This is a genomic window from Paenibacillus vini (assembly GCF_018403325.1).
Taxonomy (GTDB): domain Bacteria; phylum Bacillota; class Bacilli; order Paenibacillales; family Paenibacillaceae; genus Fontibacillus; species Fontibacillus vini.
In genome coordinates this window covers 192,179-217,116 of sequence record NZ_BOSL01000007.1, presented here as the reverse complement: position 1 = coordinate 217,116, position 24,938 = coordinate 192,179, and the positions used below count along the sequence as shown (strand labels likewise).

At 46.5% G+C, this 24,938-nt stretch carries 23 protein-coding genes and 1 pseudogene; 2 read left to right on the top strand and 22 right to left on the bottom strand.

What is annotated here, in order from left to right:
• Nucleotides 1-35 precede the first annotated feature (35 nt).
• From KJS57_RS13015 to KJS57_RS12980, 8 genes are all read right to left on the bottom strand, one after another.
• Nucleotides 36-503: an SRPBCC family protein gene (locus tag KJS57_RS13015; protein ID WP_213655115.1), complete on the bottom strand. Its 468-nt coding sequence runs from the start codon at nucleotides 501-503 to the stop codon at nucleotides 36-38.
• 64 nt (nucleotides 504-567) lie between these two features.
• The gene (locus tag KJS57_RS13010) at nucleotides 568-951 is read right to left on the bottom strand and encodes a VOC family protein (protein WP_213655114.1); all 384 of its coding nucleotides are present in this window, start codon (nucleotides 949-951) and stop codon (nucleotides 568-570) included.
• Nucleotides 952-1,167: 216 nt separating this feature from the next.
• Nucleotides 1,168-1,758 (bottom strand): AAA family ATPase, encoded by a 591-nt coding sequence (locus KJS57_RS13005; protein ID WP_213655113.1) that lies wholly within the window; start codon nucleotides 1,756-1,758, stop codon nucleotides 1,168-1,170.
• Nucleotides 1,759-2,082: 324 nt separating this feature from the next.
• Entirely contained in the window at nucleotides 2,083-2,598 is a 516-nt protein-coding gene (locus tag KJS57_RS13000; RefSeq protein ID WP_244861520.1) for a DinB family protein, read from the bottom strand.
• A gap of 196 nt (nucleotides 2,599-2,794) precedes the next feature.
• Nucleotides 2,795-3,268, bottom strand: coding sequence for a GNAT family N-acetyltransferase (locus tag KJS57_RS12995; protein ID WP_213655111.1), 474 nt, complete (start codon nucleotides 3,266-3,268; stop codon nucleotides 2,795-2,797).
• A gap of 265 nt (nucleotides 3,269-3,533) precedes the next feature.
• On the bottom strand, nucleotides 3,534-3,839 hold the full coding sequence (locus KJS57_RS12990) for a DUF8617 domain-containing protein (protein WP_213655110.1): 306 nt from the start codon (nucleotides 3,837-3,839) through the stop codon (nucleotides 3,534-3,536).
• A 505-nt stretch (nucleotides 3,840-4,344) separates the two neighbouring features.
• Nucleotides 4,345-5,112, bottom strand: a complete 768-nt coding sequence (locus tag KJS57_RS12985) for a nucleotidyltransferase domain-containing protein (protein ID WP_211020688.1) — start codon at nucleotides 5,110-5,112, stop codon at nucleotides 4,345-4,347.
• Between the two features lie 386 nt (nucleotides 5,113-5,498).
• Nucleotides 5,499-5,813 carry a hypothetical protein gene (locus tag KJS57_RS12980; RefSeq protein ID WP_213655109.1) on the bottom strand — a complete coding sequence of 105 codons (315 nt, stop codon included), beginning with the start codon at nucleotides 5,811-5,813 and terminating at the stop codon, nucleotides 5,499-5,501.
• Between the two features lie 351 nt (nucleotides 5,814-6,164).
• On the opposite strand from KJS57_RS12980, the gene KJS57_RS12975 reads away from it, so the two are divergent.
• Nucleotides 6,165-7,085 (top strand): hypothetical protein, encoded by a 921-nt coding sequence (locus KJS57_RS12975; RefSeq protein ID WP_213655108.1) that lies wholly within the window; start codon nucleotides 6,165-6,167, stop codon nucleotides 7,083-7,085.
• 103 nt (nucleotides 7,086-7,188) lie between these two features.
• Here KJS57_RS12975 and KJS57_RS12970 read toward each other — a convergent pair whose 3' ends face one another.
• Entirely contained in the window at nucleotides 7,189-7,392 is a 204-nt protein-coding gene (locus KJS57_RS12970) for a hypothetical protein (protein WP_211020690.1), read from the bottom strand.
• Nucleotides 7,393-8,517: 1,125 nt separating this feature from the next.
• Nucleotides 8,518-9,207, bottom strand: coding sequence for a hypothetical protein (locus tag KJS57_RS12965; protein ID WP_211020691.1), 690 nt, complete (start codon nucleotides 9,205-9,207; stop codon nucleotides 8,518-8,520).
• A 325-nt stretch (nucleotides 9,208-9,532) separates the two neighbouring features.
• Here KJS57_RS12965 and KJS57_RS12960 point away from each other — a divergent pair.
• Nucleotides 9,533-10,702: pseudogene (locus KJS57_RS12960) on the top strand (site-specific integrase).
• A 74-nt stretch (nucleotides 10,703-10,776) separates the two neighbouring features.
• Here KJS57_RS12960 and glnA read toward each other — a convergent pair.
• The 12 genes from glnA to mutL all read right to left on the bottom strand — a co-directional run bounded on the left by glnA (nucleotide 10,777) and on the right by mutL (nucleotide 24,822).
• Nucleotides 10,777-12,105, bottom strand: a complete 1,329-nt coding sequence (glnA, locus tag KJS57_RS12955) for a type I glutamate--ammonia ligase (RefSeq protein WP_213655107.1) — start codon at nucleotides 12,103-12,105, stop codon at nucleotides 10,777-10,779.
• A gap of 18 nt (nucleotides 12,106-12,123) precedes the next feature.
• Nucleotides 12,124-12,534 (bottom strand): MerR family transcriptional regulator, encoded by a 411-nt coding sequence (locus tag KJS57_RS12950; RefSeq protein ID WP_211020693.1) that lies wholly within the window; start codon nucleotides 12,532-12,534, stop codon nucleotides 12,124-12,126.
• 112 nt (nucleotides 12,535-12,646) lie between these two features.
• On the bottom strand, nucleotides 12,647-13,900 hold the full coding sequence (locus KJS57_RS12945; protein ID WP_213655106.1) for a methionine gamma-lyase family protein: 1,254 nt from the start codon (nucleotides 13,898-13,900) through the stop codon (nucleotides 12,647-12,649).
• 105 nt (nucleotides 13,901-14,005) lie between these two features.
• A complete protein-coding gene (gene hflX, locus KJS57_RS12940; RefSeq protein ID WP_213655105.1) occupies nucleotides 14,006-15,316 on the bottom strand; it encodes a GTPase HflX in 1,311 nt (436 codons plus the stop codon).
• A gap of 14 nt (nucleotides 15,317-15,330) precedes the next feature.
• Nucleotides 15,331-16,308: an AAA family ATPase gene (locus KJS57_RS12935; RefSeq protein ID WP_211020696.1), complete on the bottom strand. Its 978-nt coding sequence runs from the start codon at nucleotides 16,306-16,308 to the stop codon at nucleotides 15,331-15,333.
• A gap of 140 nt (nucleotides 16,309-16,448) precedes the next feature.
• Nucleotides 16,449-17,120: a YdcF family protein gene (locus KJS57_RS12930; RefSeq protein WP_213655104.1), complete on the bottom strand. Its 672-nt coding sequence runs from the start codon at nucleotides 17,118-17,120 to the stop codon at nucleotides 16,449-16,451.
• Complete coding sequence (locus KJS57_RS12925; protein WP_213655103.1) at nucleotides 17,107-17,682, bottom strand: ribonuclease FAU-1 family protein; 576 nt, start codon at nucleotides 17,680-17,682, stop codon at nucleotides 17,107-17,109. Before KJS57_RS12925 ends, KJS57_RS12930 begins: the two co-directional genes overlap by 14 nt.
• A gap of 208 nt (nucleotides 17,683-17,890) precedes the next feature.
• Nucleotides 17,891-20,551, bottom strand: a complete 2,661-nt coding sequence (locus tag KJS57_RS12920) for a PBP1A family penicillin-binding protein (protein WP_213655102.1) — start codon at nucleotides 20,549-20,551, stop codon at nucleotides 17,891-17,893.
• Nucleotides 20,552-20,720: 169 nt separating this feature from the next.
• The gene (hfq, locus tag KJS57_RS12915; protein WP_211020700.1) at nucleotides 20,721-20,960 is read right to left on the bottom strand and encodes an RNA chaperone Hfq; all 240 of its coding nucleotides are present in this window, start codon (nucleotides 20,958-20,960) and stop codon (nucleotides 20,721-20,723) included.
• Nucleotides 20,961-20,985: 25 nt separating this feature from the next.
• The gene (miaA, locus tag KJS57_RS12910) at nucleotides 20,986-21,960 is read right to left on the bottom strand and encodes a tRNA (adenosine(37)-N6)-dimethylallyltransferase MiaA (RefSeq protein WP_211020701.1); all 975 of its coding nucleotides are present in this window, start codon (nucleotides 21,958-21,960) and stop codon (nucleotides 20,986-20,988) included.
• Nucleotides 21,950-22,732, bottom strand: a complete 783-nt coding sequence (locus KJS57_RS12905; protein ID WP_213655101.1) for a class I SAM-dependent methyltransferase — start codon at nucleotides 22,730-22,732, stop codon at nucleotides 21,950-21,952. Before KJS57_RS12905 ends, miaA begins: the two co-directional genes overlap by 11 nt.
• A gap of 17 nt (nucleotides 22,733-22,749) precedes the next feature.
• Complete coding sequence (mutL, locus tag KJS57_RS12900; RefSeq protein ID WP_213655100.1) at nucleotides 22,750-24,822, bottom strand: DNA mismatch repair endonuclease MutL; 2,073 nt, start codon at nucleotides 24,820-24,822, stop codon at nucleotides 22,750-22,752.
• Between the last annotated feature and the right edge of the window lie 116 nt (nucleotides 24,823-24,938).

The window sequence follows — 24,938 nt, the reverse complement described above, 5'->3', positions numbered from 1 at the left end:
ATAGAATGTCTCAGTCTTTGAACTTATCCTTAATACTATTTGTTTACATGGGCATCAGGAGCTTTATCCATGACTAGGTTAAGTATGATTTTATGCTCTAAGTAAGCTTTTAGTCCACACAGTACTATCGTATATCCTCCCATTGAGTCAATACATTGGTTTAAGACCTCCTCAGTATTTCCTGCGAATCCGTAGTTTTCAATAGAAACAAAAGTCTCATGATTATTTCTCGAGGTAAAAAGCCATTCGATCTTAGTTCCATCCGACGATTCAACAAGAATCCGTTTGTTTTTCTCGATATCGATCACGTAGATTTCATCCGAGACGCCATATATCTCCCATTCCCAAAGAATACGCTTTCCAATTTCTAACCGATCACTACTTTTAGTGAACCAAAATTTCGTTGTAATCTCTGGGTTTATAAAGGCTTCAAATACTACTTCGACTGGTTTTCTAATAAGCATTTCAGATTTTACAACCGCTTCTTGGTTAAAGGATTCCATGTAATCTTCCTTTCGCGATGTTTGTTTAGGTTTTTCACTTGGTGTTGCTGAGGTGAATACGGTGTTATGCAATGCCCCTATTTACGTTTGTAAATATGTTTACTATATTTCCATCCAAATCTTGAATCCAAAACGATCTCCTTCCCCAAGGATAAGTACTGGGGAGTTTAATAAATTTGATGTTTTGATTCTTAAGTCTTTCATATTCTTCATCAACATTATCAACTTCAAATTCAAGAGTACATCCACCATGACCAATTTCACTTGTACTGCCTGGTGCCAAATTCTCCATCCCTTGTCTGGAACAAATATCAATATGATAGCTCCCCTCGACACCTAAGCGTGCTGTAACTTCATCCCCTACAGCCTCAACTTGTAATATATTCTTATAAAAATCCATTAGGCTGATTACATCATCCGTAATTAAACACACTCCAGTAAATTTCAAAATTTCCAACGTCCTTTCTTTTATGATTTTTCCGGGGTTTCATAAATCGTCATTGTATTCACAAAACGCCCAAGCCTTAGATAGCTCTCTTATCTTAGGCTGGGGCGTTTGTTGTCTGAGCTTCTTCCATGATTATACATCCGGCAACCAAGGGGCGGTAGCCATGACAGCGTGAATATTGTTGTTAGGTGATGTTATTGCCTTCTTCGTCTTACTTTAAAATCTTATATGTTTTATCTTTGTTATTAATTGATCCATGTTCTTTTTTATGAAGCTTCTATTATCGGGATGCAAATCAATGTTAGATTCCTTTGCAATCTGATTTATTATTTCGTCAACTTTTAGATTATCCGTATAAATATGTTTTTTAAATACATCCTGAGATAAGTTAGAGATGCATCTGTCAATTTGTTTTGCAGGCCATGAATTCTTCTTATCTCCACGATTTCTCAATCGCTTCAATAATGTTTCGCGGCTTGCAAGTAATGTATAATGGTAAACTTCAATTCCATTCGTTCTTAACTTAACAATAATCTCATCAAAATATTGAGGATTTACTATAGTCATTGGAACAATAATTATTCCAGGAAATTCATTACTTATAGTTTTAAGAAGTGAGTAGTTAATCTCCCTCCATATAACATGATCCTGAAAGTCTTCTTTCAGGATTTGTTTTGGTGCATTTTTTCTTATAAAATAACCCGCGTTTTCGGGATCATAAACAAACGAATTCGGTATTCTTCTATGCAATTCGAAAGAAATTGTAGTCTTACCCGATCCAAATGCGCCGTTAATCCATAAGATCAATTGCTTCACCTCTCGTTTGATGTACGCGGTGCCTCTATATAGGGCGTATCTCTATCTTCTACACAACCCTATTCCGATACACCTACCTATTACACCAACTAATTTATTGGTTCCTTTTCCTGATTGTACCACACGCCAATTCGACTAGGCACATTATTACTTTCTTATTGCTTCTTCGCTTGCTCATTTTACTTAGCCCATATCGTCTAAATAATTTCCTGAATGTTCTAATAAAGCATTCAACTAAAAGGACACTGACTTCAGTTCAGTGTCCTTTCTCGTCCTCTATAACTCAATTTATAAATTATTTAACCCTTAGTTCTATCAATACGCCAAATAACGTTCCTTTATAATATTCAAATGGTGCAGTTCATGCCCCGCAATTATAAATGCTATCGAACGAGCTGTAACCAGCTTATCATTAGTGACTCCAACTCTCTCCGACGCTTCCTCAGCTAATCCGTTTATTAACGACAGGGTCGCTCTTCTCACCGACACGAATTCATCGAGCAGATTAGCCAGATTGCGCTGATCATAATAGGCGTTCTCTACATAGGCATTCACTTCGAATCCGGCAAGTGGTGTTTTGTCGCCTCTGGCGATTCGGAGAAGCTTGTAGCTCATAATCCGTTCCGTGTCGATGATATGCCCAAATACTTCCTTCAAGCTCCATTTTCCTGGAGCATAACGGAAATCCACCTTGGAATCCGGTATCGTTGGAATGAAATCTTCTACAGCCTTCTGTTGTTCTGCGAGAATATTTTGAATATTCCCTTCAGGCACCAATTTTATATAAGCATCATAAAAATCCGGATACTCTCCCTGTACAGGTCTTTTCATCAACAATTACCTCCTCCTAGTCGATATTCTCTGATCTCTCACTTTCATAGTATATTGCTTTATTTTCATGAAATAAATAGTAGTCTCTAATCTGCCTATGCATCTCCGAATCCTCATCTAATTCCTGCCGGATTGAGGGCCAATGTCTAAATCGTGAATATGGTGTTAGCTGAAGTCATGTTCTTCACTGAACAACTCACTCGCTTATCATTATCTTTAGTTTCTTTCCACCTGTAATTGAAAATCCATTCTTCTTGTAGAACCTTAATGTTCTTTCAAACTCTGGTATAGGTGGCGTGCATACCTCAAGTCGTTTCCATTCTTTCTCCTGGCCATAATCTACTGCAAACTTTAATAATTCTCCACCGACATTCATTGAACGATAATCTTCAAGTACGTATAGTTCTTGTATAATTCCAAATCTACCGTCAGTGTATAGAGAAAAACTTTCGCACATTGAAATAAAACCTACTGTTTGACCACCAGTTATCGCCATAAACACCGAGTAAATTCCTTGTTCCAAGCCTTGATTAAATGCCTCTCTTGTATCAGACAAACTAAACAGACTCGGATCTCCTGTTGTCTTAATAATAATTTCATTAATCAGTCTCTTAAATAAATTTTCAACGATATCATAATCATCAAGAGTGCATTTCTTTATTTGAATCATCCCTGTCCACCACTTTCTAAAGTAAATCTATCGATTTAACATGATTTCAGCTAACGTTCTAGTATTCACGAAACGACCCAGCCTTAGATAGCTCCTATCTTATGCTGGGTCGTTTGTTGTCTGAGCTTCTTCCATGATGATGCATCTGACAACCAAGGGGCGATAGTCCCACAGGGAGAATTCGGTGTTATATGACGTGGGCTCTACAAAGCGCTACTTACAATGTATTACGTATCTATTCATCTTTAATAAGTCTTTGTTGTATTTATACAAGAAGTTCTTTCAATTCATAAATATATGTTTTTCCATCATTCCTTAACCACATTAATTTATTGCATACTGGGCATTCATAGACTCTTTCTGTAATATTCATAATTTTTGCATCTGCACCTATTAGTTTCTCCCATTCTTTGGTTCCTTCTTCTGGGTTTTCGGCACTTAAATTTGTTCTTAGATTCTCCGTTTCTATTAAATCTTCATATTCTCTATCATGAACAATAATAAAACCATCATCAGGAATGGCACTTAAATTATGTATATAATTTCCACAAGCACAAACTAATTTGGGCATGTATTTTATCCCTTTCATGTTTAGATTTTTCAATTATTTCTGTTTCTATTTTTATCGTGTTTAGCCCATGTCATATAACGTTGTTGCATTCACGACGTCTCACCGACTTAAGGCAGCTTGCTGCCGACCGCAATGCGGTTAGTCGGTGCGGATGTGTCCCGGCCATCGCTTCCTTGCTCCTCACTTCTGGGACCAAGGGGCGTTAGCCCCGATGCGTGAATGTGGTGTTAGCCGATGCTTCCTCTTCTTTCGAGTTACCCAACGAATATGTCTTGATCTCCTTATCCCTTATCCGATCTTGACCTTAGAAGCTTCTGGCTTTGAATTTTTACCCATATGTTCTGAACTTAGGAATTTCGGCTAACGTTTTGCGTCATGGCCCTTTAGAGCCGCTGCTTATAGTTGTAGTGCTTGCCGAAGCTTTAATGCAGTGACGTCCCGACAGGCTTGGGGGACTGGATAGGGTCACTCGCTTCTCAGAGTGTCCCCGAGAGTCAACGTGGTGTTAGCCGAAGGAAGTTCTGGAAGCAGCCATTGTATTTAAGGCGTTCTCAAAATAGCTATATACTTCATCTGCAATTCCCAGAAACTCTTCAACAAGTACATTACTATCCAAGTAACAAGCATACAGATAATCAACTAAAGCGGGGTTAATCTCGCAATAGTTTAATATGGCATTCTTCATCTTAAAAATGTCATCTTGCCATACACCTGTATCTTCTAAAACCAAAGAGTATAATGCACGAATTAATCTCTTAGAATAACCTTTAATATATCTAGTTTTCATTGTGTTATCACTAGCATTAGAAAGTAAACTATGTATACGATCTACTTCCTCCTTGGTCTCTGTATTTAAGTCTAAAATGAACTCTGGAGAAATAATTATCGGTGGTACTTTTTCACCAACGTCATGACCATATATGCAAACACAAATTATCTTAACCCAAAAACCCCACTCATTCGGTTTACTTAATACGTCGTCAATCGAGCAAATTATCGTATCAATCTTAGTTACTACTGGATATTCTTCCAAAAGCCTGTCTTTAATATTTGACAATCTTTCGTAATCAATATCTTTGGGATTTACACATACAATAGTAAAGTCTGCATCTGACTTAAAAGGCTTAGCAGTTCCCTTTGGAATCGAGCCACACATATAAATGCTATGAATCTTACCTTTAAATTCGGTAAGTATACTATCTATATACTTATCAACAAAATCCTTATATTCACTTTGTATTACAATTCTATTTATAACTTTTTCTAATATCATATAGACTCCTCCTAAACTAAGAACTTCTTTCGGCTAACGTTTTTGATTCTCTACGTCCGACGTAGTAGGATGATCCCGCTGAATCTACAACCTGGCTTATCAACTTCGTACCTTCATATGCCCTTATCTGATCTCGACCTTAGATGCTTCTGGCTTTGAGGGTTTATCTATATGTTCTTGACCTAGGAAGTTTCGGCTAACGTTGTTGTATTCACGAAACGACCCAGCCCTAGATAGCTCTTATCTTGGGCTGGGTCGTTTGTTGTCTGAGCTTCTTCCATGATTATACATCTGACAATCAAGGGGCGTAAGCCCCGCTGCGTGAATATGGTGTTATATGAAGTCTGTGACCCCATTGAGTTACATTCAGGAATCTATTCTATATATCATTTGTTCGTATAATTAATTATTTCTTCAATATCATTTGTACTTAATATTACTTCTCTCGATTTCATCTTCATCAAAATATAGGTTTGATTTGTTTTAAATTCGTTCTGTTCTTCATCCCATATTCCATTACTAATTCCATCAACCTTTATTTTCTTAATCTCTTCTGTTGAGAGACTCATTGGCCCATTAACAAATAACAACACTTTTTGCTCTTGAAAGATATTTTCGATTGAAGTAACTGTTATGAAAAATACAATGAATATAAAGAATGTAATTAAAAAAAGGGATCTAATCTTCTTGTATATATTCATCTTTCACCCCTCACAGATTTCATATAACGTCCCTTCCCCGAATTCACCAATTCCCCTCACATGCCTTAATCTACGATTTCATAATAATCTACAAATATGTATATTAGACGAACAGCTGCTAAATCCTCCGAATTGAGAAGGCCCGTTATATAGGACCTGGTTGCTTTAAATTTCACAGTACAGGTTTCAATTCCCACAGGATCACTCTGCTTCCCCTTCATGCTTGCTACTTAAGTCCATCAACCTTATTTAGTCCCAACAGATCATTCGTCTGACTGCATTTTTGTGATAATGTGGTCTTTGTGTATAGGAGTAACATATTTTTATAAAAGAAATGGAGTAGAACAACTGATGAGAAACAAGGCACCCATCCTTTTTTTAGCGTTCTGTCTTATGGTAATGAACCTGTTCCCTTCGCTGGCTAGAGCGGACAATGGCCATTCTAAAGCTTTATGGGCCTGGGACTTTTATGAAGCGGCATCCGATTCGGATAAGATCAGCCAATTGCTCAATTTTTTGAATGAACATGAGATTAACTTGTTGTTTATTGGGACGAGAAAAACGCTGCCGGATCAACCGGCAACGTATGATGAACTAATCCAAAGGGCGCATGCAGAAGGAATTAGGGTGTTTGCTGTAGTAGGAAGAGCGAATTGGGCGCTGGAAGGCAAACATCGCGAAGCATTGGAAGAAGTTCGTCAAGTTCTTTCCTTCAATGCATCTCATCCTAATAACACATTTGACGGAATCCAATATGATGTTGAGCCGCACACCCTGCCTGAATTCAAGACCAAGAGAGGCTCGGTAAGCTATCAATATCTGCAGCTATTGAAACGGATCGCGAAGGAAATTGCCGAAAGCAAGGATCCACTGGAGTTTAATGCAGCCATTCCGAGCTGGTATGCAAATGGGGAAAACCCGGTTATTGTGGAGACCGGCGGACAACGAAAGCCGCTGAGTTATTTCGTATTAGACATCGTAGATACCGCAACTGTCATGGCATATCGTGACACGGGCGAAAGACAGATTCGTGCTGCCCAGGCGGAAGCCGATTACGCCGCAAGCATAGGCAAGAGCATCTATATCGGTGCAGAGACCAGCCCACCCAACGGCGGCAGTATCCCTAATGAAATTACGTACTATGATAAAGGTATACATTATATGAACCAGCAATTAAATACGATCATCGATTATTATCTGGAACACAGCGGCTTCAACGGAATTGCAATTCACAATTATCCAATTTTCAAAAAAATGACGGAAAACCAATAGCAAGATAAACAATATCAGTCGTCATGTAATGATATGGCATAAAAAAACCCTTGAAGCCCAAAGGGGGTCAGTCCCACTTTAGTCCAGGTAACTATTTTCACTTTCAAAATTTAATTATATATTTCATCCAGAAATAAAAGATTAGCAAACATCCTGCCGAAGCAACAAAGCCGGCCGATTTTTTGCTAAGAGAAAGTTGTTTAGCTACACCAGCACATAACAATGCCCAGATTAATAAAACACCAAACAAACCAAGAATTTTGTCTCCTTGCAATGTATTCCACAAATCTACTTGCGTAAGTCTCATATATTCATCCTCCCGACATCACTATTCGACATCAAGTGGTATTTCCCTGCAAAATATCCGCCTATTAGCGACCAAGTATAGATTTCGAATAATTCCACACTTCAATTACACAGTAAACAATGACAACATCAACAGGAATAAACCAGAGTTTATGATACCAAGGCATTTGATTAAGCAACTCGTGTTCCAACCCCATAAGCACCAGCTCCTATCGAGACAGTTTTAGTGACTCAATGTAACATTTTCTGTACGACACTGCCGACCATACTAAACACGCGCCAGTTACCACCAATATAGCCGCTGGAAGATAGTAATTACATAGCGCCAGGATTAGCGCTGATGCCGAATGAATGCAGCCAAATACGAAGAATCCTTTGTAAATCCTCCTCAAATCCATCCAATCAACTCCTTATTTTATGTACACCCATTTACTAAGGCAGCGGCAGCCTTCCCGATCCACACCTTGAGCCGCTGGGATCACGGTTGCCCAGGGGGAGGGTATGAGCGGTACGCTTGAATGTCAACTTCGCGTACAACTAGATGTGGAGTATTCGGTTAAATGAAAGTAATATATGTTATGACTTTCGGCTATACATCATTAAAAATGCCTTCCCATAAGGGACGGCTATGGAGGAAGGTTGTGAATTACCTCTTTTAATTTGATATGGGCAAGGGAATATTGCACATTTTTCGGCCTTCTCGGCTCCCTTGGCCTTAGTGACCGCCACCACATCATTTTCAAAAGTTACATAATACCTATGGTTGGCTTGATTAAATTGTAAAATATTTATACAACGGTTAAACTACGGATTTAAGCCCACGAAACTATAGGTTCCGTGGGCTTTTTTAATTTATACTTTTCTCCTTAGCCAGCAGCGATTATCTCTAATCACGTTTATTTATAATGAAACAGATACCATATGATATTATCGATACTCCTAACAATAAAAATAAGCATTTTATAATAAAATACGTTATATAAAAAGCGCCTTCATAAGGAGAATCATACATGGTTTCGGCGACATAATTAGGAATGAACAGAACAAAAAAACCTGTTAAAATTCCTACGATACATGTTAGTAATTTATTTTTCACGACTACCATCCTATAGTTGATTATTTCATTTTATCTATTTCTTAAATTACCAGTTTTATATACATATCCAAAATGGTTGTTTTGACTTTCAATAGAGAAACTCAACGTGGCATAATCACTTGCTGAAACTCCTCCACTAAATGATTGTTTTGTAGTGCCATTATTATAAAAATCACCATTTATGACCCAATAAATACTTTTGACATCTTCGACCTTTGCCTGCAACTTTCCGGTAAATTGTTTGGATATATAATTATATGATCTAATGAGATTAAGATCTTCAACTTTGATGAAGTCCCTATATATTCCTTCACATTTAATATAAAAGTCTATTTGCGGGAACCAACCAGTATCACCAACCTCAAACTGTTGATAGAAGTGTGTATAATAGTAATTTGGCTCAGAAGATCTTTCGCTTAATAAGCTCCTAACATATTTTTCAGATACGTTTCTATTTTTAGCTATTTGTTGAGCCATTTCCTCATATGTTAATTCTTCAGCCCATAACCCATCCCCTAAATATACAGGTCCATCACTTTCAAATATCTTATCAAAGTCGCTTCTTTCTAGTTCAATTATTCCAGAATAAGTGATGTTATTCTCATTATTACCAATTACTTTTGCTGAGGTATCAATACTTTCAGCTGACGCCCCCATTACTGTGCTCATCATAAAAATAAGCGCCAAACTTAGTGAAATAAATAACTTGTGCTTCCTCATAAAAACATCCCCTCCATATTTTAGTATAATTTCTATTAAAAAATAACACTACAACCATATTATTGTAAAGATAAAAGCTGTGAAAGTCTTGTGAATAATTAATAGGAAAAGAGCGGTAGACTTGGATGGTCCCAAAGCGGAGAGAAACGTAAAGTTCTAACTTTACGTTTCTGACTTTTTCTCTTACATATTAGGATTGCAGATGCGTTGTGGTATCCCAAAAGAACTACACCATCTTTACTAACTTTTACTTGCGCTTTCACCGCCGCAAGGCGTTTTCACATACCCAAGTAACAGAACGTATGTTCTTACTAAGGAGGGAATTATGGCTAATTACAAAAAACACTCTACCGGATGGAAATACCGTCTTAAGTACAAAGACCATTTTACAAAAAAGCCTAGAGAGAAGTCTGAACGTGGTTTTCGGACAAAGCCAGAGGCGGAGATGGCTGCTGCGGAATTTTTGCGAAAGCTTAGCAAGGTATGGTCTAAGCGAAGATCAGCGCCTGGCTGACTATCTGGACGTTTGGCTGAATGAGTATAAGCGCGGCACCGTTCAAAAAACACAATTATACTGCACGAAAACAACGTCAACAACCACATTAAGTCATATTTTAAGAATCTAATGCTCAGCGAGTTAAACCCGGAGATGTACCAGAAGTTTCTGAACCACCTATCAGGCGCGTTGAGTAAGCGAACCGTTGAGATCATCCATACCACGATGACGAACGCCATGAAAAAAGCTGTCACACTTCTGAAGATACAGAATAATCCTTGTATTGGTGTAGAAATCAAAGGCGAGGATAGCCGGAACGAAATCAAATTTATTGCGTATAGTGCCATTCCTGCTTTCTTGCAAGCTTCACACAAGTATGGCTATATCTATTGGATGTTTTTTATAGTTATGATCGAAACGGGAATTAGAAAAGGCGAAGCAGCAGCGCTAAAATGGACCGACATTGACTTAAAAAAGCGGACGATCCGAATTGGCGAGACTCTCGACTTCACAGCCAAAGACAATTCCGAGCTATTCGGAAATACGAAGACATACCGGTCTACCCGTACAATTCGAATTAGCCAGTCGCTGATAAATGATTTGAAGTTTCATGCAAATTGGCAGAACCAGAACAAGCTCAACCTTCCCGATCTTTATCGGCACGACCTGAACTTGGTCCTTTGCCGCGAAGACGGAAACTTCATGCCAAAGTCCAGCCTGTTTAATGCCTTTGAACGTATTTGTAAACGAGCAAGTCTGCCAAAGCTTCCTATCCACTCTCTCCGCCATACCTGCGCTGTCCTGTTACTCGAAGCTGGAGCTGACATGAGATATGTTCAGGAGCAGCTAGGTCATGGTAGCATCCAAATCACCTCGGACGTTTACTCTCACATCTCTATAAAAATTGAGGAACGGAACATCGAGAGATTTGAGGAGTATACAAAAAACATTTTAAGTCCTTCTTCTGAAATAGAGGGGCATTATGGGGGCAATCACTAGTCATCACCCCATCCTTTTAAAACGCCCCCAAACAAAGAAACCCCCCACGCCTTACGGCGCAAGGGATTCCTCTATTAATAAAGCGTCATATATTGGTCGCGTTCCCATTGGTGAACTTGCGTGCGGAACATGTCCCACTCGATTTCTTTCAATTCGAAGAAGTGAGTCAAAGCATGGTCACCTAGAGCTTCGCAAATGACTTCATTGCGGATCAGCTCATCGAGGGCTTCCTTCAGGTTGGCAGGCAAACTTGGGATGCCTTCTTCCACGCGTTCCTCATCAGACATCACGTAGATATTGCGGTCAATCGGTTTTGCGAGCGGCAATTCGTTCTTAATGCCGTCGAGGCCTGCTTTAAGCATAACAGCCAAGGCAAGATAAGGATTGGCTGCAGGGTCCGGATTCCGGGCTTCGATACGTGTGCTAAGACCGCGGGAAGCTGGAATACGGATCATCGGACTGCGGTTACTGGAAGACCAAGCGACGTAACAAGGAGCTTCGTAACCTGGAACCAGACGTTTGTAAGAATTTACGGTCGGGTTTGTTACCGCAGTAAAGGCTCTTGCGTGCTTCAGAATCCCTGCCATGTAATGGCGAGCTTCTTTGCTCAAACCAAGCGGATCACTCTCATCCACGAAGGCGTTAGTCTTGTCTCTGAACAAGGATTGGTTACAGTGCATTCCCGATCCGCTGACACCATACAACGGTTTAGGCATGAATGTCGCATGCAAACCATGCTGACGGGCAATCGTTTTAACGACAAGTTTAAAAGTTTGAATTTGGTCGGCTGCTTTGATTGCATTTGCATACTTAAAATCAATTTCATGCTGACCAGGCGCTACTTCATGGTGGGAGGCTTCAATGGAAAATCCCATCTCTTCCAGCGTCAAAACGATTTCGCGGCGGCAGTTTTCTCCAAGATCCGTAGGCGAAAGGTCGAAATAACCACCCTGGTCATTCAACTCCATGGTCGGATTGCCTTTTTCATCGGTTTTGAAAAGGAAGAATTCCGGTTCGGGACCTACATTCATGGATGTGAATCCAAGCTCTTCCGCTTCTTTCAAAGCTCTCTTCAAAATATAACGCGGATCGCCTTCGAACGGTGTGCCGTCAGGCATATAAATATCGCAAATCAAGCGGGCAACGCGGTCTTCCGTAACCCAAGGGAAGATTACCCAGGTATCCAGGTCAGGGAAAAGATACATGTCGGATTCTTCGATACGAACGTATCCTTCGATCGAGGAACCGTCGAACATCATTTTGTTATCAAGCGCTTTTTCCAATTGACTGACGGGAATTTCCACGTTCTTGATCGTCCCGAGCAAGTCTGTAAACTGCAATCGGATAAAGCGAACATTTTCTTCTTTGGCAATGCGTAAAATGTCTTCTTTTGAATAACTCAATATAACCTCTCCCAACGTTTATATTTTGAAAAAGCGGGACAATTCTCCCTGAATCAGAGAAACATGACCCGGCTTTTGCCCGGTAACCAGCTGCTGCTTAAGCATGCGGTAAAGCTGTGAATCCGTCATTTCTTTGCGTTTCTCTTCGGTGTCTTTCGTCATGACCGTGGCTTCCTGCGAATCCTTTGCCATCGGGTCCATGACCTGCTTGATCCCGGCAATATTAACGCCCTTGTCGATCAAACCCTTGATCTCAAGCAAGCGCTCGACATCATTAAAGGAAAATAACCGCTGGTTGCCCGAAGTGCGAGCCGGCACGATCAGTTGATGCTGTTCATAATAACGAATTTGCCTAGCCGTTAAATCCGTAAGCTTCATTACGATACCAATCGGAAACAAGGCCATATTTCTGCGAATATCGTCACTCATCGCTCTCAACCTTCCAGTTAAATAATCATGTTTCTATTCTATGTCAACTAACCTGACATGTCAACAAGAATGTCAGGATAACTTACAAGGAAGAGAAGATAAAGCCGTTAAATTAAAGAAGATTACGATCTTTCATCGTCTGCAAGGCTGTCAGAACGCCAAATTTAACGTGGGAGTAGGTTAAACCGCCCTGCATGTAAGCGATAAATGGCTCCCGGACCGGTGCATCCGCCGACAGCTCCAGACTTCCGCCTTGGATGAAAGTGCCCGCTGCCATAATAACGGGGTGCTCGTACCCAGGCATGTCCCAAGCTTCAGGCACCACATGGCCGTCCACGGCGGCCGCTCGCTGAATGCCTTGCACGAAGGCGATGAGCTGTTCAGGCCCGCTGAACGCAATCGCTTGGATCAAATCCGTCCGCTTGGCATCCCAGCGCGGGCGGCTCTCAAACCCGGCGCGCTCAAACACAGCCGCCGCCAGGACGCTTCCTTTGACCGCTTGTCCCACCGTCGTTGGAGCCAGGAACAGCCCTTGATAAATCCCGCGTGTCGTACCCAGCATCGCGCCGACCTCTCCCCCGATTCCCGGAGCCGTCAAACGATACGACGCCAGTTCGACCAGTTCCGCCCGGCCGCAAATATATCCTCCCGTTTCGGCCAGTCCGCCGCCGGGATTTTTGATAAGTGAACCTGCAAGGAGGTCAACTCCTACTTGAGTAGGTTCTTGTTCTTCGGTGAACTCTCCGTAGCAGTTGTCGACGAACACGATACAATCCGGATTCAACGCCTTCACCCTGGCGACCATGTCACCGATTTGTTCTACCGTAAAGGAATCTCTCCAGTCATAACCGCGAGAACGCTGGATTCCGATCACCTTGGTCTTTTCCGTTATTTTGGAAGCTACGGTATCCCAATCTACCGAGCCGCCTTCCAACAAAGCCGCTTCGTCATAGTGTATGCCGAAATCCTGCAGTGAACCGGTACCGTCTCCCGGCTTGCCGATCACTTTATGTAACGTATCGTAAGGCCGTCCTGTAATATACAGCAATCCGTCACCCGGGCGCAGCACTCCGAATAGCGCCGTTGCAATCGTATGCGTACCCGACGCAAAATGCGGACGCACCAGCGCCGCCTCGGCGCCGAATACTTCGGCGTACACAAGGTCGAGCACTTCGCGTCCGCGATCATTGTATGCATAACCCGTAGAACCCGCAAAATGAAAGTCGCTTACCTGATACTTCTGAAACGCTTCGATCACTTTCCATTGGTTACGATCGACAATCCGGTCAATTGCACGAAACTGATCTCCAACCTGCTGCTCCGCTTGCTCCATCCACTCAACAATTTCTTCTGAAAAAACCGCCATTTTGTCCTTACCTCTCCCCTGCAGCAACTCAATTCTGCGTTTATCTAGTGACTCTTATAGTTCAACTTTTAGAGTGTCTATCCAGCTTATAAATCGCTTCGTCCCTTATGGATTCAACGGGTTCTCGTGACCCGGAATCGAAAAAGGAGCCAGCATGTATCCATACTTCTCAAAATCCCCCTGATTCACGTCCACCGAATAAATAATATTGTCCTCATCGTACTGCTGCCCTACAACGTCGCCGATCCGGTATAGGAAAGGCGTCAAATCGCCGCGATCGGCCGGAATCCGGAACGTTCGCATCCCGCCCGACAACTCCTGTTGAACCGCCTGCCGGATGCGCTCCAAATCGTCTTCATCGAACGCGCTGATCTTCATCGAGCCTTTTACGGAAGGCAGCATCTCGAGCTGTTCGGGATCACATAAGTCGATTTTGTTGTACAACACGAGCTGTGGCTTCCCTCCGGCTCCCAGGTCATCCAGGATCCGTTCCACAACCTCCATCTGCTCCTTGCGCATGGGTGAAGAAGCATCCACCACATGAAGAATCAGGTCAGCTTCATTCGCCTCTTCAAGCGTTGCACGGAAGGAGGCGACCAGATCATGGGGCAGGTTTTGGATAAAACCGACCGTATCGGTCAATACAACCTCTTTGCCGCCAGGGAGCTCCATGATTCGGGTAGTCGGGTCCAGCGTGGCAAACAGCCGGTTCTCCACCAGCACGTCGGCCTCGGTGAGCGCCTTCAGCAGCGTGGATTTCCCGGCGTTCGTATAGCCCACGAGCGCGAGCTGAACCACGCCGGTTTCCTGGCGGCGCGAGCGGTGCAGCTTGCGGTGCCGGGTTACCTCTTCAAGCTGGCGCTTCAATTCGCCGATCCGCCGGCGGATATGGCGGCGGTCGGTTTCCAACTTGCTCTCGCCCGGCCCCCGCGTCCCGATACCGCCTCCGAGCCGGGACAGGTTTTTGCCATGCCCGGCCAAGCGCGGCAGCAAGTAGGTGAGCTGTGCCAGCTCCACCTGAATAATCCCTTCCCGCGTTTTGGCCCGCTGGGCAAAAATATCGAGGATGAGCTGGGTGCGGTCAATGATTTTCGCATCCAGCATCTCTTCGAGATTTCGAACCTGCGCCCCTGACAATTCCTGATCAAAAATAGCCGTATTGGCTCCATGCCGCTCCATGAGTTCCTTTAGCTCAAACACTTTTCCTTTACCGATCAAATAACGCGGATCCCGGTTTTCCCGATTCTGCGTCATCCGGTCCGCTACCTCCACGCCAGCGGTTTCCGCAAGCTGCACCAATTCGTCCAGCGAGTATTCAGGATGAAGCCCGCTTTGCTTGGCTTCCGTAGTAATCAGACTAACCAGCACTGCCTTGTCGGGTAATATCGTCTTGGTTTCGTACGGCGATTTTGACAATGGTTCACGACTCCTTATTTCTTATCCAGCTTCAAATCCTCGGTTCGGATGGTCATCAGTTCCAGCTTTCCCGGCGATCCCCCGCTATATTGATTCAACAGACGGACCGCCTGCTGGCGGACGGAACGCTCAATAATATTGCGTACATGCCTCGCGTTGCTGAACAGATGCTCGCTTTCGCATTTTTCCCGCAGCAAATGCTGCTTTAATTTGAGTATCGCCTGTGGCATCAGAATATAATCGCGTTCCTTCACCATTCCTTCAGCAATCTGAATGAGCTGGTCGATGCTATAGTCCGGAAAATCCATCTGAATCGGAAACCGTGAAGGCAATCCCGGATTGGTAGCAAGAAAATATTCCATCTCATCGGAATAGCCCGCTAAAATTAGAATGAACTGATTCTTCTGATCTTCCATCGCCTTTACCAGCGTATCGATCGCTTCCTTGCCGAAGTCCTTTTCTCCGCCCCGCGCCAGACTGTATGCCTCATCTATGAAAAGAATGCCGCCGAGCGCCTTCTTAACCAGGTCACGTGTCTTCTGCGCGGTATGACCGATGTACTCTCCGACCAAGTCGGCCCGTTCCACTTCAATCAAATGTCCTTTGCTTAATACGCCCATTCTCTGAAACATCTTGGCGACAATTCGGGCAACGGTCGTCTTGCCGGTTCCCGGATTTCCTTTGAACACCATATGATAGACTTGGGTTCCGGACAACAGTCCAGCCTCGGAACGCATCGCCGCTATTTGCAGCAGAGCAAAAATCTCAAACATCAGCTCTTTGATATGATCGAGTCCGACCAGACCGTCCATTTCCTTTTGCAAATCCGCGAACAAGCCTTGCTGAGGGATGCTCTTGGCTCCTGCCGTAGATTCGACATCCGGAACGCTTTGCGAAACGACCGGGGGCTCGGTGTTGCGGAGAATGACATTGATCTGTCTGGAAGGTCTCTCCTCGGAAGATCCGCTTCTAGCCATGACAGGCCCTGACATCTATGAATCACCTCTTTATGGAGTTGTTCAAAAGTGCTGTGAAGTTTCAAAGAAACGACTTTTGAACCTGTATGTTGCCGGGAGGGCTTAAACTTCTTTTAAAATGTATTCTCTCTCCCGCTCCGTTATTAGAAGTTTTCTCATTTCCAGCCAAAAGCGATGGCGATATGGTCGAGTTTCCACTTGGTATAGGCCAGAACTTCGCGAACCGTGGCCTGCATCGGCTTTATGACCCGGGTCTTCGTCACTGACAGTCCCGGGTTGTCGTAGCCTAAAGCTTTGGCGATTTCATATGCCCGATTGCCATGATAAGTATGGGTAATGATAATGACCGATTTCAGTCCCTTTTCTTTCATGATCTCCTGACTGAATTTTAAATTCTCATAGGTACTTGTAGCGTTGTTCTCCAGCAGCATGGCCGAACGCGGCACACCCTTGGATTCCAGATAATTGGCCATGCCCTCTGCTTCGGTAAACCGGTAATCGGCCCGGTCCAATCCACCTGACAAAATAAAGAGGCGGAACTTCCCCTCCTTATAATCCTGTAGAGCAAGCTCCAGTCTTTCCTGGAGCCCGGGGCTGGGCTGGTCTCCCCACATTGAAGCGCCAAGTACGATCCCGACATCTGCCGGCTGTGCATATTCCCTAGACGCAGCCGGATTGCTATCGATGCTGCCAATTTGGGCCAGCACATAAAGCAACCAACTGATCCCCGCAGCCAGAATACAGGCCAATATCCAAATCCACAGGCGACGGGGCTTTCGCTGCCGTGTTCCAACCGCATATGATCCGTTTCTTCTACTCCGTACCATGCTCCCCTCCCTGACGCTGAGCATCCTTAAGCACAAACCCGTTACGGTAATGGTCTAGAGACATCGTAAAATAAGGAAAATGCTGCTCACGGATACTTCGCATAACTTCCCTCGCCGTTTCCGTGGCCATGTCATAATCCCGGACGGTGATATGACCGCGTGAGAGCGCGTCATCCAACTCGTCCTCGTCCAACAGGAATACTTCGCCGTTCTTCAGCACGACAATGTCCAGGTACAAATCATCAAACCAAGGGACACCTTGGTCCGTCACTCCCTGGGTTTTGCACACATCGATATACCACTCGACAATGTCTCCCTTGTCGTCAAACATGGCGGTTACCACATAGTGCTCTCCTTTTGGATAGTACTGCAACCAGGTAAATCCTTTGTCGGCAATACGGAATGTATTCCCTCCATAAGTTTTCCAGAGCGGATCTCGTAAAGCTTGAATACTATACGATGTCACATAACCTCTGAATATGTCGCTATCCACGTACTTGGATTTGAACTGACGCTGCGTCACGCGGCGCCAATTCGCACGGTCTCCGAATTTTCGTTTCATAAGACTGATCCCTTTCAACACAATGTACTTTCAGCTTATCACATTTAAAAGTCAGTCTCAAAAACGAAATTTTAATATTATATAAACTTGTCATCAAATGTCATCGAAATGGAACGTTGATTCTCCAAGCCGGATCCGTCAAAAAAATAAAAAAAGTGCCCCCAAGCAATCAATTGCTTGAGGGCACCCCTTGTATAACCGAAATTGTTTAGCCTCCGGAATTCAAGCCGCCGGTTCCCGTCGGGTCGGCAATCGTGCCGTCGGTCGGTGTTCCGCTTCCGTCATCCACCGGTAACCCGGTCTCTGAATCGCCTCCGGATTCGCCTCCGGAAGGCGGGGTTCCCCCCGTATCTCCTCCGGTGCCCGGATCGGTTCCGGTGCCTCCGCTGTTACCGGAGCCATTACCAGCTCCATTGCCATTGCCTTGGCCATTACCGTTGCCTTGACCGTGGCCGTTTCCTTGGCCGTTGCCATTCCCTTGCCCGTTTCCGTTATTGCCCGGCGGATTTGTGCCCTGGCCGCCTTCCTGACCGGAATTACCGCTGCCGTTACCAGGATCGCCGATCCAGTCGCCATTGCCGTTCTCATCCGGATCAACCTCATCCATCGGAGGATCATCCGCCACAAGCATCACCTGAGCAACGTTCGAAGGTTCGCTCTCAACATCATTCACCGCATCGTATGCCGTAACATAGTACTCATAACCAGTTCCGACTGCAACGCTGATATCCTCAGCCGTTGTTGCAGGCGAATCCATATAGTGGGAGAAGTCCGCTTCAGAGGCTTCCTTCCGGTAAACCTTGTAAATTGCCCCTTCTGTAGTTACACCCGTCCAGTTCAGAGTAACGACTCCCGAGTCCTGATTATAAGAAGCAGAGAGCCCGGTTGGAGTTTCCGCCACTTCTTGTTCCGGAGGTTCCGGAGCCTGTAAATTACCCGGAACCGGGAAGTCCTTCACCGGTACGCCTTGAAGCGCTTCGGTCATGACGGCTGAGAACAAGGCCGCGGCCTGACCGCTGCTGCCGTTCAGCAGATGGTTCTTATCCGGTTTATCGTAGCCCATCCAGATGGATGCGGTCCATTCCGGGGTGTAACCTACGAACCAAACATCCCGGTTCTTGCTGCTGTTCAACCCTTTAATACCATGCTGCGTAGTTCCTGTCTTGCCCGCAACCGGACGATTCAGCTTCGCGCGTTTCCCCGTCCCGTCATTGACGACATTTTGCATCATTTGGGTCATGTAGTACGCGGTTTGCTCGCTGAGCACCCGTTTTGGCTTCGGCGCATTGTACTTGTATTTCTCTACGCCGTCATGATCCTTAATCATTTTAATAGTGTATGGCTGGTTGTATTCACCGCCATTGGCGAAGACGCTAAACGCGCCAGCCATTTCCAAAGTATTCGTGCCGTGGGTCAAGCCCCCCAGCGCGATGGCCAGGTTCCGGTCGTCTTTGTCCATCTTAATGCCCATGTTCTGCGCATATTTCACACCGGTTCCAACGCCAACCTCATTTAGCAACCAAACGGCAGGAATATTCTCCGATTTTGTTAGCGCCGTGGTCATGTCAATGGTTTTAGAGTAGCCGTGCAAGTTACGCGGACAGTAATCCCCGAAGCACTGCTTCTCATTGCTTAACGGTGAATTAATATCAAACTTGTCGGTATCTAGTGCCGGTGCATAGGATACGATCGGCTTGAAAGCCGAACCCGGCTGCCGGCGGCTGTTCAGTCGGCTGAAGCCTTTGCGTTCGTAATCACGCCCGCCAAGCAAAGCTACCAGACTGCCATTTTCATGGTTCTGGATGACGATCGAAGCCTGAACCTGCTGGTCATCCTTGCTCTTCTCGAAAAAGTCGTCGTTGGCGAACGCCTTTTCTACAGCTTTTTGTGCCTGAGCATCCATCGTCGTATAAATTTTGTAGCCGCCACGGTTCAGTTGGTCTTCCGAAAGCCCGAACTTTTCCTCGGCTTCTTTGATTACATAATCCTTAAACGCCTGATAGCTGTCATTCTTGGTCGGTGGCACATAATCGTAATCCACCGCCTTCGCTTCATCCCGTTCCTCAGCGGTAATGTACCCCTCTTGGAACATCAGATCTAACACGACGGAACGCCGCTGCTTCGACAGATCCGGATTCGCAACCGGATTGTACTTGGACGGTCCTTTCGGAATTGCCGCCAAGGTTGCGACTTCCCACAGATCCAACTCGTTCAGATCGCTTTTTCCAAAATAACGCTGGGATGCCGCTTTAATGCCATACGCCTTCTGACCGAAGAAGATCCGGTTCAGGTATAGCGTAATAATCTCATCCTTCGTGTTGTGGCGCTCCAACGCCATTGCGATCGACATTTCGGTCGCTTTACGGAAGAACGTCTTGTCAAAATCGAGGAACATATTCTTGGCCAGCTGCTGGGTGATCGTACTGCCGCCCTCCACCAGGGAACGCGCCATGATGTCCTTCACCGCCGCCCGGCCGATCGACCACAGATCGACCCCGTTATGCTCGTTGAATCTCCGGTCCTCGGTTGCGATAAAAGCTTCCTTGACCAGTTTCGGAATCTGGTCCTCTTCCACCGGTTCGCTCCGGTCCACGGACAATTCGCCCATCAGCTTGCCGGTCCGGTCATAGACCTTGGACGTTTCATAAATGAACAGCTTGTCCCTGTTCTCGTTCAATATTTTTTCGCCGCTTACGGTGATGTACATGTATCCCGCAATCCCGCAAAATATAGCAAATGCAATTGTGAAAAATGAAGTCCACAGCACCCGTTTTGCCGTCAGCCTTTTCTTTTTAGGTCCTTTCGGCGCATTCGGTTTGCGAGTCGGCTTACTGTTCCTTTCCAGTCTGGATGGTCTTTTGGTAGGCATAGATTCTTCTGACTCCCTTCATACCAGTTTCATCATGTTTGTGTGTGGATTCTACTGGTCCAATACCCAATTTAGCCCGGAAAGAAAAGAACAACCTCTTATCAGGTTGCTCCGCTCCTTTTCCTATACCATTAAACGTACTGATTTTAAAAAAGTTTCAATATTCGGATTAACCTTCGTTCTGGGACTCCTGCATCAGCGAAACATTGCGCTGCGGCTGGAATGTGGAGATGGCGTGCTTGTACACCATTTGCTGGCGTCCGTCGCTGTCGATTACGATAATGTAGTTGTCAAAAGCCTTAATCGTTCCTCTGATCTGAAAACCGTTCGTCAAAAATACGGTGACAGGGATGCTCTCTTTGCGCATTTGATTCAGGAATGTATCTTGGATGTTAATGGACTTGTTCATTTGCCGTACCCCCAATAGGAATCAATTAGTGTTTAGAATTATATTCAAGATCAGTTGGAAACTTTCCTGCTATTATAGCACGTACGGCTTCGAAATTCGCGGAGAAATTTCTGCCGTCGCCCACATCGACCCAGGAGATGTCATTCATGTGGCGGAACCAGGAAAGCTGCCGCTTGGCGAATCTTCGGGTATCTCGCTTCAGCTTCTCCACCGCGAGCTCCAGCGGTAAGCCATCTACCAGATGCTCCGCGATCTCTTTGTACCCGAGTCCCTGCATGGACACGAGATCCCTGGAGAAGCCGCGGTCCAGCAGTCGCTGAACCTCGCCGATCAGACCGGCGGCAATCATCCCGTCGATACGCTGTTCAATACGGTTATAAAGCATTTGACGGTCCATTGTCAAACCGATGAAGCAAAGATCGTACGGCGACTGCTTGTTTTGCCGCTCCAGACTGGAAGATAATGTTTCTCCGGTCAAGTGAAATACCTCCAACGCCCGGATCACTCTGCGGACATCGTTGGGATGCAGCCGATTCGCTGACTTAGGATCAATTTCGGCCAGTTTGGCATGCAGCACCTCCGCTCCCTCTTGATCGGCAATCCGCTGCTGCTCGGCCCGAAATTCTTCATCCGCGCCCGCTTCGGTAAATTGGAATTCATAACACACGGATTCAATATAAAGCCCCGTTCCGCCCACAATAAAAGGCAGTTTGCCTTTCCCGTGAATTTCGGGGATAAGCTCACGGCACCATTCCTGAAAACGGGCCACAGAAAACGGCTCATCCGGCTCCAAAACATCTATCAAATGATGCGGAACCCCGTCCATCTCCTCCGGCGTGATTTTGGCGGTTCCGATATCCATCCCCCGGTATACCTGCATGGAATCTCCGGAAATGATTTCGCAGGAAAACTTCTTGGCGATCTCGATGCTCAGACTGGTTTTGCCGACGGCGGTTGGGCCGAGGAGCACCAGCAGTTTCGGTTTTGCATTATTGGTCAAGCGAAATCACTCCGTACACTATTTTGGTATGGGAACGGGACTGCGTCGTAAATCCGAGCCGTTCGAATTCTCCGCTCCCTTTTTTTTCTTTCAGCACCACCGTCTTTCGCGCTACCCGGCAAGCTTCCGCAATCGCTTCGGGGTCAAGCTGATTGTTGTTCGCATAAGAACGAAGCGGAGAGATGGCGGACGACTCCTGAATCGGATCGCGGAACATCGGGTCGAAGTATACGACATCCGCGCTCTTGTCGGGCAGTCCGCGCAGCAACTCCAGATGCTCCGCACGCTTCACGGTGATCCGGCGCAAAGCCTCGTCAAACTCTTTTACCCCAGATACATAGTAAGCAAAACCTTCCCGCATCAAACTCCATAGTGAAAGCGAATCTTCCAGGGCCAGAACGCGGCCTTCCGGGCCTGCGCCCAAGGCGAAGACCGCCGCATCCGAGCCGAGACCCGCCGTGCAGTCGATGATGGAATCGCCCGGCTGAACCCGGGCGGCTTCAAGCATCGGATCGCTCTCACCTTTTTTAATCAGCCGCTTGGCCCGGACAAACGCCATGCTGGGATGAAACAGCATCGCTTCTCCATCCGGTCGGTAGAGCCTTGCTCCGCCTTCCAGAATGACCAGAATGTCCGTACCTCCATGTTGCGCCGACAGCTTGGGAAGCGATGTGCGGTTTCTTGGGACGTATTTTACCCCCGCCTCTTTGGAGAGGGCCGACGCTCTACGTACGGCTTCCTGAACGGCGTGGTCCCCCGTTGTAATAATCACTTAGCAATTTCCTCCGTTCACATAACCCGTTTAAACAGTTTCTCCAAATCGTAATTGGAAAAAGAAATGACGATCGGCCGGCCGTGCGGACAGGTATATGGCTGCTTGCATGCGCCTAGTCGCTGAAGCAGGGTGTCTGCTTCTTCCTTGGTCAGCTTCTGGTTTGCCTTAATCGAAGCTTTACAGGAGACGAGGATCGACGATTTCTCGCGCAGCTTGGCCAAATCGATCGCCCGCTCGCTAAGCACCCATTCGGCCATCTCCTGGATCACGGCCGCTTCGTCTCCTTGCGGAAACCAATAAGGGCAGGACACGACTCGGAAGGTTCCGCCTCCGAAATGCTCCAGAATGACCCCCGCCCGTTCAAACCAGGACAACCGCTCTTTGAGCTTCTCGCTCTCGCCCGGCGTAAATTCCAGAGTGATCGGCAGCAGCAGTTCCTGGGAAGCATCCGCCGGATTGCCGAATTTCTCGTAATAATATTCATAATTCACCCGCTCATGAGCGGCGTGTTGATCGATCAGATACAACCCGTTCTCATTTTGGGCGATCAGGTAAGTGCCGTGATGCTGTCCGATCAGGGACAGCTCAGGAAAGGCCGGCAGCTCCGGCGCCTTGCCGGGCGCGCCATAGAGCGCCTCCTGCGCAGCCGGAGGCACGGGCTGCGGCGCAGCGGCGTAGCCGCCTTGCTGCGCACGGCCGGGCTGGCCCGGCGCCTGCGATTGGCGCGGCGGCTGAGCCGAAGGCGCATAGGCGCCCGCGGCCGGGCCGGCGCCGTAGGCTGCGCCTGGCGCGGCCTGCTCGCGCAGCGCGAAGCCGCTGCCGTCGGTGCGCGCCGCCGGTGCGCCGCCGTAGGCGCTGGCGCTGCCGTGGGCTGCGCCGGAGGGCGCGCTAGCAGCGCTGCCTGGGGCAGCCGCCGAAGCGGCTCCCGGGCGCCCGCCGCTTCCGCTGGCCGGCGCAGCCGGGCCGGACGCGCTCATGCTAGGCGCCGCGCTCGTAGGCGCAGCCTCAAGCCGGGCAGCCGGGAAGTGAAACTGTTCCTGGATCAAGGATCCGGAACCCGACTTCCCGAGCTGCTGCTTGACGACCTGCGGAATGAGCACCTGCTCGGACAGTACCGACCTTAAACTAGTCTCAACGAAGGCGTTCAACTCGGTTTCCTTGCTGAACCGCACCTCCAGCTTCGCCGGATGCACATTGACGTCGACCAAAGAAGGATGCATGTCCAGCGACAACACGACCAAAGGATATCGATTGATCGGCAAAAGCGTATGATAGGCCCGAAGAATCGCCTGCTGCAGCCCCTGGTTGCGGATAAATCTGCCGTTTACCATCGTGGACATACCTCCGCGATTGGAACGCGTCATCTCAGGCAGCCCGATGTAACCGGAAATTTTGTAGTCCAGGTTTTCGGCCGAGATTGGAATCATCCCTTTGGAGGTATTGATCCCGTAGATCGAAGCGATAACCTGCAGCAGATTGCCGCCCCCCTGGCTTTGCAGCAGCGAATTGCCATTATGCTTAAGGCTGAAGGCGATCTCCGGATGCGCCAGCGCCTGGCGATACATCACATCGGAAATATGTCCGAGCTCGGTCTGGATCGTTTTCATATACTTCAGCCTTGCCGGCGTATTGTAAAATAATTCTTTTACCGTAATGTCCGTCCCCTGAGGTGCGGCTGTTTCCTCATTCTCTTTCAGAGTGCCGCCTTCAATCGCAACTACCCGGCCAAGTCCGGTATCATCGCTGGACGACACCAGCCGGACCTTGGCGACGGCCGAAATACTCGGCAAGGCCTCGCCGCGGAATCCGAGGCTGCGGATCTGAAACAGATCGCGTCCGGATACGATTTTACTCGTAGCATGGCGGTAAAAAGCAGTTTCGCAGTCTTCGGGCTCGATCCCCGAACCGTTGTCGGTTACCCGGATCAATTCCAGTCCGCCTTCCTCCACCAGCACCTCGATTTTCGTCGCCCCGGCATCAACCGCGTTTTCCACAAGCTCCTTAACCACGGAAGCGGGCCGCTCCACCACTTCACCCGCCGCAATCTGGTTGGCAATATGCTCGTCCAGTACTGTTATTTTTGCCACGATGATTCCCTCCCTGCTCACCTGCTCGGTGATTTGAAAGCAATTGTCATAAATTGCAAACGATAATCCGAGATGATTAACGACTCGTACCGAAATCAATTAGTTGAGTTACTAAC